The following is a 12,466-nucleotide window of genomic DNA, read 5'->3' on the forward strand; positions in this document are numbered from 1 at the left end:
ATGGTACGATGTTTCTAAAGTAGTCAGCAAGAAGGGAAGATCTTCTAATGGAAAATGATCATATTATTGACCTCAATCGTTTTAAAGAAATGCGAGTGGAACTGACTCGTTTTATGATGGCTTATAAATTTGCATGCGATGAAATCAATACAAAAATCAATATTTTATCAGATGAGTTCAACTATATTCACGATTACAATCCAATTGAACATGTGAAATCCCGTGTCAAATCACCTGAAAGTATTTTTAAAAAAATGCAGCGGAAAGGATACGACTTATCTCTAGTTTCAATCAGGGAAAAAATTAGGGATATTGCGGGAGTTCGGATTACGTGCTCATTTATTTCTGATATTTATGTCCTTAGCGAAATGCTGCAAAATCAAGGAGATATCAAGGTTATTGAGTTAAAGGATTATATAAAAAACCCGAAGCCTAATGGTTACCAAAGTCTTCACATGATCGTAGAAATTCCAATTTTTATGTCAGATCGAACCGTCAATACATATGTAGAAATTCAAATTCGTACGATTGCAATGGATTTTTGGGCGAGTTTGGAGCATAAAATTTATTACAAATACAACAAGGATATTCCTGAAAGGCTCGCAAATGAACTTCAAAATGCCGCCTTGGTCGCTGCCGAGCTTGACCGTAAAATGGAAAGGCTCCACAAAGAAGTGTCTGCAATTAAAGAGGAGAATAAAGAAGACATGGGACTTGCCTTCCTGGAAAATGGGGATATACCTGCTTTCCTTTTGAAAGCTTTGTCGGAGTATCAGAAAAGAATTGAATAAAGATTGCATATAAAAACGCCTAGAGAACCTGCACTCTGGGCGCTTGTTTTAGAAAGGCAAATCATTAAGTTTTATAGGCGTTTGTTCTTTGTTTTCCCAATCAGTTCGAATAATGGCATAGCAGATAGAGTCAGAAACACTTCCATCCTTATTCTCCCATGCATTTCGTAAATATCCTTCTTTTACAAACCCACAGTTTGTGAGTGTTTTCCTCATAGCAAAGTTATCCCTTCGGGTATACGCTTCTATCCTTATCTTTTTGTCCGGTAAACTAAAAATATAATCCGTCATCCATCTAACAGCTTTTGTTCCAATCCCTTTGCCCCTGGCATTCCTGGCTAAACGAATATCGAACAAAGGAATGGTATCGTCTATATCATGAATGATAATCAGTCCGATTTTTTCATTGCAGTTTTCAACCCAGTATGTTTCCCTGCCCTCTTGATACCAACCATTATGGAACGCTTTAACAATTGATTCAGTTGAAGGTTTTGGGTCTGCGTGATATTCCCAAGTATTATTTGTCATAAAGGAAACCAAATCATTTATTTCATTTTCGAATTTATAAAAACGTAGTTTGTCCATATTTTCACCACCTAGCATTAAATTAAGAAGCATTGTATGTTTTTTACTAGTATCATATAATATTATTGAATGTTCGGGATGTAGCTCAGCTTGGTAGAGCACTTGCATGGGGTGCAAGGGGTCGCAGGTTCAATTCCTGTCATCCCGATTCTTGATAAAGCTAATAAATAACAAAGTCCGCGAAAACATGCATGTGCTTCTACGGATTTTTTTATTGTTCAACCTTATCTTTAATCACTAGTTCATACTCATTTTCTTCCTGCTTAATTCCGACCTTCCAAATATCCCCCTCTTCCTCGTATTCAACGTACCGAATCGCTGGAAACCATTTTGATTTTGTGTCGGCAATTTTTATAGCTTCCCTTACTACTTGTACTTCTGTTAAGTCAGCTTTATCAGGTTTATACGTAGGCAGGATTTCAACTTTTCCTGCTTTTGCTTGCGCTGGATATGATTCCATAATAGGACCATCAACTTCGATCCACACTCTTTGTCCAATTTCTAATTTCTCCTTTATATTGGAAAACCCAATGGCACTATAAAATTCTTTTTCACCACCCGTCGCACTAAAATCTTGCGGTTTCGCGTCTACTACCAAGACACTTTCGCCCTCTTTTTTGACGACATAGGCATCTTCTTTTGACGGTTTATTTACTGTATTAACCTCGGAATCAGCCTTTGCAATTGTATCATCGGATGAGCAGCCAGCTAGAATGAAAAGAAGAAAAATAACCATAGGAAACAACAAAAATCGAACTTTCATCTTCTCACCTCTTTTTCCCTTTATTCAATTAGACGGCAACGAATTAGAAACGTTCCATTTTCATTTAATCAAAGCTTTGATTAAGGGATTGTCCCTATATATCTTCTATGCTACGATTTAACTACTATATTTAAAGGAGGAAATAAAGATAAGAACAGTAAAATTTAAATCCGAAAGTCTCGGTCTACAAGGTTTAGAAGTTGCTCGCAGCCGGTTATCTGAGGGCCACGTGTTACTTCCAACCATCACATCAAAATTAGCATCTGCAGAAGCAGGAATTGCCGGCGAGTCCCGAGTAGCAGACGTACTTCTTCGAAACTCATTCTCCATTGAACACCGCATTTTCCATGACCTCTCACTTACTTCCGGTACACAATTTCAAATGGACACATTATTTTCAACCCGCCTATTCGCATTAATTTTGGAGGTGAAAAACATCTCCGGCATACTTGAATTCAGGGAGAATCCCCCTCAATTAATTCGAACAAAATTGGATGGTACAATTGATGGATTCGATTGCCCAGCCGCCCAAGTAGAACGTAATGTTATATTGCTTAAAGAGTATTTAAGCCAGGTGGGAGTTGATATTCCAATTATCGGTGTCGTTGTCTTAGCATATCCAAAACAAATCGTAAAAGTTGCGCCAACACGTACAAAAGTTTTATTCCCAAATTTAGTTCCACAATACATCAAAACCCTCTATCCTCTCCCACAGAAAATAGATGTCAAAACTTTGGACTTCCTAACATCTCAACTGCTTGAAAGTCATCAACCCTATATCCCGAAACCAATTTGTGAAATATACGATATCCTTAAACATGACTTTAGAACGGGGGTGGCATGTCCTTCGTGTGGCTTTTTAGGGATGATCAAATATAAAAAAGGCTGGGTTTGTTCCCATTGTAAAATCACAAACAAATCCGCCCACATAAAAGCTATAAAGGATTGGTTTCTTTTGTATGGCGGCAAAATGACAAACAAAGATTGTAGAGAATTTCTACATCTTGAAAAGCCGCAAACTGCTACGCGTATTTTGCAAGGTATGAACCTCTCTAGCGAGGGAACATATCGAAATCGAACGTATCAAATAAATTTTTCAGAATTAGAATTTTATAGATAAAAAAGCAAATCGGTAATAACGGGGTGCTAGTCGGAAGTAAACTTGTAACAATTGGTAATAACATACCGAGATTCGGTAGTATTACTACAATAATCGGTAGTAAATTCGCTTCTTGCGGAAATAAAGTGATAGATACTGATATTGGGCAGCTTCCTTCAACTAGTTGGTGTGCTTTTGTCCAACGGTACTATTACACTTTAATCGGTAGTAATCTTTCATTTATCGGTAGTAAATAGGTATTAATCGGTAGTAACATCACTACATTCGGTAGTAATACTTCAATAATCGGTAGTATCTTGCCTTTAACGGATATATACAGAACGAAAAAACTCTCGGGTTCAACATTGCCCGAGAGTTTCTGCCCTTATATCCCTACGCCCACAACCATTTCCAAATTTCTTTCGGAGTGGCGTTTTTTCCGTACATGAGAATTCCAATTTTAAATACTTTGCCTGCCGCCTTCATCATAAACCAGATGGTAACGAACAGAATGGCTAATGCTATTACGATTTCAATCCATGGCCATTCTTCCAGCATAGAGAGGCGGATGATCCAGACGGCTGGTGATGTAAGCGGGAAAAAAGAACCGACTTTGGCGATGATTCCGCTTGGGTCTCCTATAATAGGTCCGATAAATATTAGTGGTAAAAATGGGAGCATCATGACTAGCCCTTGGAAATTGCTTGTAGCGGTCATATCCTCGACTGTGGCGCCAATTGCAACAAAAATTGCCGAGAATAATAGATACCCAGATATGGCCAGAACTAGTAATAATAATAATTCTGGAACTAATAAGTATTCCATCAACGGCAAATCAAGCTTCCAAGCTACGAGCGGCAGCCCCACGGCTAGCCACACTACTACTTGTGTAATTCCTAATACGAAGTAGCCGATGATTTTCCCTTGCATTAATTCACCTGGAGTAACGGAAGACAAGATGATTTCCGCTACTTTCTCTTTCTTTTCTTGGGAGGCAGAAGTAAATATCATCATACCTGTCATGACAATTGAAAACAGTATAATTCCTGCAAAAGCTCCTGGAATTACTCTTTTAAGTGGATCACTTTCATCGGATACAGCTTCCCCACTTTCAACAGGTTCGCCCGTGTCTGCTTGCTGTACAGAGATGCCTTTTGCAATCACATTTTTTTGATCCTCCGACAATCCGAGCCTATCAATTTGGAGTTGGCGTAAAGGAGCTTCCAATGTGTAAGCTTCATAAGTGAAATTTTCTCCAACGTCTTCACTCATATATAGGTTGATCAAACCTTGGTCTAATGTTTTTTCTGTAAGCGGAATATATACTGTATTTTCGGTTCCAGCTATCTGATCCTGCATCTCTGACTCAGTTAGATCTGTTAACTGTAATTTCCAGTTTAACTCCTGCGACTCTACAATAGCTGTGACGTCATCCCAAACCTGTAGTTCGTCCAGAATAAAGACATTAACTTCGTCCGTACTCTCCCCGCCACTAAATAATTGTGGTACAAAAAAGAAAAACATAAAGAGGGCCGGAGTTAATAAAAGAGAGATAATAAACGATTTATTCATCATATTTCTTTTAATCTCCCATTTTGCCACTTTTAAACTATTACGCATTCACGAAACCCCCTTCGTTCACGACATGTTGATCCGTTGCTACATCGATAAAAATTTCATGCAGTGAAATTCGATCAATGGATAATTCCTGGATATTCAATGTTTCAGGCAATTGTCTAAGCCATAGAGGGACAACCACATCCTGCGTCAAATAAATAACGGAAACATCACCTTTTTGCTCAACGCGACTTACGTGAGAAAGCTTCTCCAATAACGAAATTTCATTTTTCCCACGGATGGTGCATTTAAAATTCGCATATTGGTTTTTGACATCTTCCAGCGTTCCATAAATCACTTTCTGACCTCGGTGGATCATAAACAAACGATCACATACTTCTTCTACCATATTCATTTGATGGGAAGATAACAAGATCGCTGTTCCATTATTCGCAAGGTCATTAATTTCATTCTTAAAAACTTCCTGGCTTACCGGATCTAGCCCTGAAAAAGGCTCGTCTAAAATCAACAGTTCTGGTTCGTGAATAATTGATCCGATAAATTGAACTTTCTGTCCCATCCCTTTTGATAACTCTTCAACAGAAACCTTCTCTTTCCCTTCAAGACCAAGCTTCGCTAAATACTCAAGTGCCCGCTCTTTAGCTTTTTTAATCGGATAATCCTTTAACTCGGCTAAATATAAAATCATGTCCAAAACCTTGACATTCTTATATAATCCTCGCTCCTCCGGCAGGTAGCCAATTTTATTGCGAGGAATCTCTCCGGCAGCATAGTTATGAAAATTTACAGAACCCTCGTCAGGATACATGATTCCCATAATATTTCTAATTGTTGTTGATTTCCCAGCACCATTTGGACCAAGAATAGCCATGATTTCTCCTTTTCTTACATCAAAGGAGATATCTCGAATTATTTGTGTTTGCTTGAAAGACTTTCCCAGTCCTTCGACTGATAATATAGTCTCCATCGTATTATTTCACCCTCTCATTCATCTACAATATCTTCTACGAACGGATACCAAAAAAGTTCCAGAAAAAAAGCACTCAAAACAAATGAGTGCTTAAATCGAACGTCTAATTTTCCGTATATAATTGGTACGAATAAATAGAAAATAGATGATTTGAATTAACCCGAAGCTGCTGAGGACCAATGTTGATTCCTTTAATAAGCTAAAGCTGAACATATGCTCCAAAGCTGTCAGGGCAACGGCCCCATGAATCATAGCCACAATAATTGGAACAAAAAACAACAATGCCAACTGAATCGTAGTAATTCTAGACAATTCTTTATCCGTCAACCCCAGCTTCCTAATTGCAGAAAACTTCCTCTTTTCATCTTCGAAATCGGCATATAATCGGAAGTATAAAAAGCTTCCGGCTGATACGAAAAATACGGCCCCAATAAATAATCCTATAAATAAAACTGCACCATACATCTGATTGATTTCATGCCATGTAAAAGCTAGTGAAAAATATTCATACTTTCCCTCTGGATCAAATTGGGCAATTTTTTTAGCTAAATTCTTCCCCACTTCTATTGAGCTTTTCCAATCTTTAATATAAAAAGCATGATAAGTTTCTTTTCTTTCATAGTCTTTCATCTGTTCAAATACTTTATCAGAAACCACTAAAAAATTTCTGTATGACGGAAATACATTAGTGGGAACTGCTTCTTTCTGTTCTAAAGCTAGGTTACCAAAAGTAATGGTATCTTGTTGTTTAACCCTAGTCTCCATATCAAGAGCACTTTCGTAAAATAACATTATTGCTTCATTTTCTTTAAGATCGACTTGCTCAGCATCATTGCCTAATGTTGTAAGAAGTTGATTGTATCCAGATTGACTAGTTACATTATATGAATCATTTGCCGATAGCATTTTTTTAATATCCGCACTTGCTTCTCTGTAAGGCGAATTTTCAAGTTCATGTCTGATGAGTTGGATATGCTCCGTTTCCAACTTATTTCCTTCTTCTGATGTATATTCAAAAGCAAATGGGTTATTTTTTAACAAATCCGCCGTTATCATCGTTCTGAACCCAACGAGTGTACCAATCGCAGAAAATGCCACGGTTGAAACAATGGCTACGAAGAAAAAGGCTCTTGCGTTGTCTTTCATGCGATAAGCTAGGTCGGACATAACGACTATATTTGTTTTTCTCCAAAAGAAAGGTTTGCTTTTTCTTAATCGATTAATCGTGAACACACTAAGCTGTGTAAAAAGAAAATATGTGCCAATGATCACGACAATGGTAACAGGAATCATTGCCACAACGACCTGCAAACCATCAGCTATTAAAGCACCTGCGTAGCCAATAGCGATAAGGAAAATGGCTAATAATGATAACGCAATTGATGCTTTCGGTTCTTTTTTAGGAGCTGAGCTTCCTTTAATTAAATCTACAAGCTTATTCCCTTTAAGAACAGAAACTGTGAAAAAGGAAATAGTAATAAATAGAAACAAAAATGCTACAAACGTCAACACTATTGCGTTAACTGGCCAATAGAAAGGCAAGACTTCGTCCAAATTCAAAACGTTTTCCGCAGCTAATAAAATCATTTTAGAAAAAACAAAGCCTACTAGCATTCCAAATACGGTCGCAAAAAAACCGATAAAGACATTTTCTAAAAAGACCATTTTACGCAGCTGCATATTCGACATCCCATGCATAACCATAAGACCGAATTCTTTCTTCCTTGATTTTAAAAACGCGCTCATCGAGACTAGCACAAATATGAATGAGAAAACATAAATTACCCCTTCTGCAAAATGCAGGCCAACTGCAACATTCGGATTAATATTCTTAAGTGCAGGATGAAATGCAAATACAGCATAAACAAAAAACACTAATACAGAAAACATACTGCTTAAAAAGTAAGCCGCATATGTCCTTTTGTTTCTAAATACATTGTTAAATGCGAACTGTCTGAAGGTCACTTGAATCCCCTCCTAACAGAGAAAGCACATCGATGATTTTTTGGAAAAAGGCTTGACGATTGTCACCACGATGAATTTCGTTGTAGAACTTTCCATCTTTTATAAATACAACTCTGTCACTGAAGCTTGCGGCAATCGGGTCATGTGTAACCATCATCATCGTCGTTTTATCATTTTTATTAATGCTTCCCATCATTTCCATTACAGCTTTTGAAGCTTTCGAATCGAGATTTCCCGTCGGCTCATCCGCCAACACCATTTGAGGAGAGTGAATTGTTGCTCGTGCAATCGCCGTTCTTTGGGCTTGCCCACCAGAAATTTCGTAAATCCGTTTTTTCAAAATATCCTTTATCCCTAATTTTTGCGCAATGGCATCTACTTTTTCATCCATTACTTTTACACTTACTCCGTCCAATGTAAGCGGCAGGACGATGTTTTCTTCAACCGTAAGCGTCGGAAGCAAATTGAAGTCTTGAAAAACGAACCCTAATTGTCTGCGTCTAAACAATGCAAGATCATTTTGCTTTAAACGAAATGGATCTTTTCCATTAATTAAGAGTGACCCAGAAGTTGGCTGATCAATAGTCGCCACCATATTTAAAAGGGTCGTCTTTCCGCTTCCGGAAGGACCCATAATTCCAACAAATTCACCTTCTTCAATTGTTAAGTCGATATCTGAAAGCGCCTTATACGCAACTTTTCCATCATACACTTTACTTAAATTTTTGATTTTCAGCATTTCCATTGTAAAAACCCCTTTCCATCTATTGTTATTGTAGATGAAAAGAAGAATCTTCAACCATCTATTTACCTTTCAATTTCCTTACATCTTTGTAAGAAACGTTATTTTTACCATTGTACCTTTTCCAACCACTGATTCTATCTCAATGTTGTGGCCAAGTCGATCGCAAATTTCTTTCACTAAGTATAATCCCATCCCAGTTGATTCTCGGTATAACCGTCCATTTTCCCCGGTATAAAACGGATTAAATACTCGCTTAACATCTGATTTGGGGATTCCGATGCCGTTGTCCCATACTTCGAAGCACACGTCTGAACCTAGTATAATGATTTTTTGCGATTTTCCTGATGAATATTTTACAGCGTTCGTAATTAACTGATTCAAAATAAACATTAGCCATTTTTCATCTGACTCAACAAAAATGTCCGGAGCAATTTGAATTTCTGGATATACACGATTTTTAATAAAGAGACGTTTATTTTCTGTAACTGCTAGTTCTGCTATTTTTCTCAAGTTAACCGCTCCTACTTGAAAATCATGTTCGAAAGCCTCAAGTCTAGCAGCATATAAAACCATATCCAAGCCTTTTCCGATTTTATCTACTTCCTCTTGAATACTTGTGAAGCGCTCGTCTTCCTCCTCTTGCGTAATCAGCTGGATGACCGAAAGCGGCGTTTTCATTTGATGCACCCACTGATTAATAAAGGTTAAATGATCACTTCGCTTCCTCTCCTGGAGATGAAGATCATTCATATACTTTGTATGCAGGGATTTTAAAAGGTGAGTTAACGCTTCTGGGAGTGGAGCAAATCCTAATATTTCATTTACTTCATCAAGCTTGTGAATTGGATTAGATAGCCTTCTGTAAAAATCTTTATGCGTAAAATAGCTATAGAATAAATATGCGGAAAGCAAGAAGATTCCGATAAATAAAGAATAAAGGGCCGTTAAATAATTCCGATAGCCATCCATTAAGTAGATAGACAAAACCGCTATCATTTGTAGGATATTAACAATGATGAGTGGTAGATGCTCACGGAGAAACAACCTCATCTTGCTTCCACCCAATTAGAGACTAACCGATATCCTGCTCCACGCACGGTTTCAATCGCATCATCAATTCCAAGCCCCTGCAGCTTTTTGCGGACACGAGTCACATTAACATTTAGTGTGTTTTCATCTACGAATGATTGATCGTCCCATAGTTTCTCTAAAATCACCTCACGACTTACGACACGAGGAGATCGTTTCATAAGCGTTTCAAGCAAAATGGCTTCTTTTTTAGTTAAAGTAACGATCTTTTCTCCCATTTGTGCCTCCATTCGTTCCATATATAGAGCAAGTCCGTTCAGTTCTACCTTTCGTTCTTCAACCTTTGGTGCATATTCTCCATAAGCTCGCCGCAATTGACTTCGAATTTTCGCCATGACCACCTCATAATGGAACGGTTTTGTTATAAAATCATCTCCACCATTTTCCAAAGCCATTACTTGATCCATCTCACCCGATCTAGCCGATATAAATAAAATGGGACATGTTGATATTTTTCGGATTTGCCTGCACCAATAATATCCATCATAACTTGGCAAATTCACATCTAGTAGCACCATGTCTGGATTGATCTTAGTGAAAAGCTCCAAAATATGATCAAAGTCTTCTGTCAGTGTTACATGATAGCCATATTTTTCAAGATGATTGTGAAGCAGCTTCGCTATCTTCGGATCATCCTCCACGATTAAGATTTCCGCCATATTGATCTTCCTTTTAATAATTTATTATCTTTCATTTTACAAAAAATCCTCATTAATATTAACGAGGATTTTTAAAAGCCTATGATTTTTTTGCTAAAACAACATAAATGCTAAGCGGAGCATGCCCGTTATTTTCCACACTTAAAATTTGTTTATCTTCGCAATGAATCACATCTTTAGCTGAAATATCGTGTTTTTCATTGTCAATCGTACAAATCCCGCTGCCTTCCATGACGAATAAATATACATGTGCACCCGGGTGGGGATGTGGCGGCAATGTTTGACCCGGGAGGAAATTTAAAATGAATGCTGTCGTTCCTTCTTCCTTGAATAAAATATTCTTTGTAAACCGAGCATCATTAAATGTTTGCGATTCTTCAGCCTTTTTAATAGTCATTTATATAGCCTCCTTGTTTACTTTAAGAATTAAGATAGCATATCCTAGTTTTAGTTTACCATTTGTGGCTTGCTTTGACTGTCCCGTGCCTATCGACTAGCAAAATTCTTGTCCTTCTCCCTACGATAAGTCAACATCGATTCGTCCTACCGGACTCATCGTGTTTCCTTTATCTCAGTCAGTGATCAAAAAAGGAACGTCGACTAAAACCGCCACTTCCTGTGGCGACGTCGACGGACCCACATCCTGTGGGCCTATACGTCGATGAGCTAGGCGCTTGCGCTTTTCTTTGTCTAGCTCCAGCGCCTATCGACTAGTAAACTTCCTGTTCACTTCCCTACGATAAGTCAACATCGATTCGTCCTAGCGGACTCATCGTGTTTCCTTTATCTCAGTCAGTGATCGTGAAGTTTATACGTCGATGAGCTAGGCGCTTGCGCTTTTCTTTAATGTTATACTAAAAAAGATTGGAGAGGGTAAAATTGAATCCTTTTACGGAAAAAGTGATCACCATTTTAAAAACAATTCCCAATGGCCGTGTCGCAACATATGGACAAATTGCACGTCTAGCCGGAAGTCCCCGTGGAGCAAGGCAAGTTGCAAGAATTTTACATACAATGAGTGCCAAGTATGAACTCCCCTGGCATCGCGTCGTGAATGCTAAGGGAGAAATTGTAATCGGTGATGCAGAGACAGCCTACCAGCAGCTGATACTACTAAAAAAAGAAGGAATCGAGCTTATTTCAGAAAAACAAGTTAATCTTCAGCTCTATCGCTGGGAACCGACCGAATTACATTGGGAATGGATAGAAGGCTGATAAAAACAATATCATCAATCTGTCATATTTTACTATGCACCCTTAAGTATTTAAAATAGAAAAGTTAGTATTTTGATAAAGGATGGATACAACTATGTTTAAAGCATATTCATGGCTAACTTTTTGTGTAGTGGTATGGGGAAGCAACTTTGTATTTGGAAAGATTTTGGTTCAAAGTTTCTCACCGGCTCTATTAACATTCCTCCGACTTGTCTTTATTGTATTATTTTTAATTTTATTGTCCTATAAAACAAAGCTGCAACGTTTAAATAAAACAGATGCAGCGATTATTTTTTTTCTAGGATTGATCGGTGTATTTATTAATCAATGGTCCTTTTTTGAAGGATTACAAACAGCTGACCCAACCACCTCTGCATTAATATTAGCAACTACTCCTATTTTAACTAGCTTTTTAGCCGCTATCTTCTTAAAAGAAAGATTAACTATTCGTATGATATTTGGATCTATTGTAGCGGTAATCGGAATATTTTTCGTTGTAACAAAAGGGAGTTTATCAACTTTGCATGTTGATGCAGGGCTTATATGGATTGTAATTACAATGATTACCTTCGCCATCATGATCATTATGACGAGAGCACTCTCACAGAGAATCGATCCGCTGCTCATCACTTTATATTCAAATATTGTAGGCTTGGTGATCGCGGTATTTTTTGCTTTTACAATCAACAGTCCGCTGCGAATAAGCAACACCTTCAATGATTGGGGACTATTAATTGGAACAGCCATTATTGTCCATGGTCTTGCCACGCTAATTTGGAATAGTAATATACGTCATGTAGATGCTTCCAAAGCATCCATTTTGTCTAATTTAGAGCCATTTGTCGCAATGGTTTTTGGATTTATATTATTGGCCAAACCCATTACAGGTGTAGAGATAATCGGCTCCATTTTTATCGTTGGTGGAGTAGTACTGTCTACTTATCAGCGAAAACAGCTTTACGTCCAAAAGGGAACTGGTGAATAGGATTCTATTCCCACTTATACCA

13 protein-coding genes and 1 tRNA gene are annotated in these 12,466 nt (G+C 37.8%); 5 read left to right on the forward strand and 9 right to left on the reverse strand.

The annotated features are described in order from the left end of the window. Window positions 1–47: 47 nt before the first annotated feature. A complete protein-coding gene (locus tag KHA96_RS15950) occupies window positions 48–791 on the forward strand; it encodes a GTP pyrophosphokinase (protein WP_213130302.1) in 744 nt (247 codons plus the stop codon). A gap of 48 nt (window positions 792–839) precedes the next feature. Here KHA96_RS15950 and KHA96_RS15955 read toward each other — a convergent pair whose 3' ends face one another. After that, window positions 840–1,376: a GNAT family N-acetyltransferase gene (locus KHA96_RS15955; protein ID WP_213130303.1), complete on the reverse strand. Its 537-nt coding sequence runs from the start codon at window positions 1,374–1,376 to the stop codon at window positions 840–842. Between the two features lie 74 nt (window positions 1,377–1,450). On the opposite strand from KHA96_RS15955, the gene KHA96_RS15960 reads away from it, so the two are divergent. Then, window positions 1,451–1,524: transfer RNA gene (locus tag KHA96_RS15960), tRNA-Pro, on the forward strand. A 63-nt stretch (window positions 1,525–1,587) separates the two neighbouring features. Here the strand turns inward: KHA96_RS15960 and KHA96_RS15965 are convergent. Continuing rightward, window positions 1,588–2,139, reverse strand: coding sequence for a DUF3221 domain-containing protein (locus KHA96_RS15965; RefSeq protein ID WP_213130304.1), 552 nt, complete (start codon window positions 2,137–2,139; stop codon window positions 1,588–1,590). Between the two features lie 229 nt (window positions 2,140–2,368). Here KHA96_RS15965 and KHA96_RS15970 point away from each other — a divergent pair, with 229 nt between their 5' ends. Beyond that, window positions 2,369–3,259, forward strand: coding sequence for a nuclease-related domain-containing protein (locus tag KHA96_RS15970; RefSeq protein WP_213130305.1), 891 nt, complete (start codon window positions 2,369–2,371; stop codon window positions 3,257–3,259). Window positions 3,260–3,631: 372 nt separating this feature from the next. Here KHA96_RS15970 and KHA96_RS15975 read toward each other — a convergent pair whose 3' ends face one another. From KHA96_RS15975 to KHA96_RS16005, 7 genes are all read right to left on the reverse strand, one after another. Continuing rightward, window positions 3,632–4,858 (reverse strand): ABC transporter permease, encoded by a 1,227-nt coding sequence (locus KHA96_RS15975; RefSeq protein ID WP_213130306.1) that lies wholly within the window; start codon window positions 4,856–4,858, stop codon window positions 3,632–3,634. Beyond that, entirely contained in the window at window positions 4,851–5,783 is a 933-nt protein-coding gene (locus KHA96_RS15980) for an ABC transporter ATP-binding protein (RefSeq protein WP_213130307.1), read from the reverse strand. Before KHA96_RS15980 ends, KHA96_RS15975 begins: the two co-directional genes overlap by 8 nt. 93 nt (window positions 5,784–5,876) lie before the next feature. Further along, window positions 5,877–7,751, reverse strand: a complete 1,875-nt coding sequence (locus KHA96_RS15985; RefSeq protein WP_213130308.1) for an FtsX-like permease family protein — start codon at window positions 7,749–7,751, stop codon at window positions 5,877–5,879. Then, window positions 7,726–8,490, reverse strand: coding sequence for an ABC transporter ATP-binding protein (locus KHA96_RS15990; RefSeq protein WP_283248471.1), 765 nt, complete (start codon window positions 8,488–8,490; stop codon window positions 7,726–7,728). Before KHA96_RS15990 ends, KHA96_RS15985 begins: the two co-directional genes overlap by 26 nt. An 84-nt stretch (window positions 8,491–8,574) precedes the next feature. Beyond that, entirely contained in the window at window positions 8,575–9,546 is a 972-nt protein-coding gene (locus KHA96_RS15995) for a sensor histidine kinase (protein WP_213130310.1), read from the reverse strand. Then, window positions 9,543–10,244: a response regulator transcription factor gene (locus KHA96_RS16000; protein ID WP_213130311.1), complete on the reverse strand. Its 702-nt coding sequence runs from the start codon at window positions 10,242–10,244 to the stop codon at window positions 9,543–9,545. Before KHA96_RS16000 ends, KHA96_RS15995 begins: the two co-directional genes overlap by 4 nt. A gap of 79 nt (window positions 10,245–10,323) precedes the next feature. After that, a complete protein-coding gene (locus tag KHA96_RS16005) occupies window positions 10,324–10,641 on the reverse strand; it encodes a cupin domain-containing protein (RefSeq protein WP_213130312.1) in 318 nt (105 codons plus the stop codon). 482 nt (window positions 10,642–11,123) lie between these two features. Here KHA96_RS16005 and KHA96_RS16010 point away from each other — a divergent pair, with 482 nt between their 5' ends. Together KHA96_RS16010 and KHA96_RS16015 are read left to right on the forward strand one after the other, a co-directional pair. Then, window positions 11,124–11,459, forward strand: a complete 336-nt coding sequence (locus tag KHA96_RS16010) for an MGMT family protein (protein WP_213130313.1) — start codon at window positions 11,124–11,126, stop codon at window positions 11,457–11,459. Window positions 11,460–11,553: 94 nt separating this feature from the next. Continuing rightward, window positions 11,554–12,444 carry a DMT family transporter gene (locus KHA96_RS16015; RefSeq protein ID WP_213130314.1) on the forward strand — a complete coding sequence of 297 codons (891 nt, stop codon included), beginning with the start codon at window positions 11,554–11,556 and terminating at the stop codon, window positions 12,442–12,444. The last annotated feature ends 22 nt before the right edge of the window (window positions 12,445–12,466 follow it).

It is taken from the genome of Bacillus sp. FJAT-49711 (assembly GCF_018343715.1).
GTDB lineage: Bacteria > Bacillota > Bacilli > Bacillales > Bacillaceae_C > Lederbergia.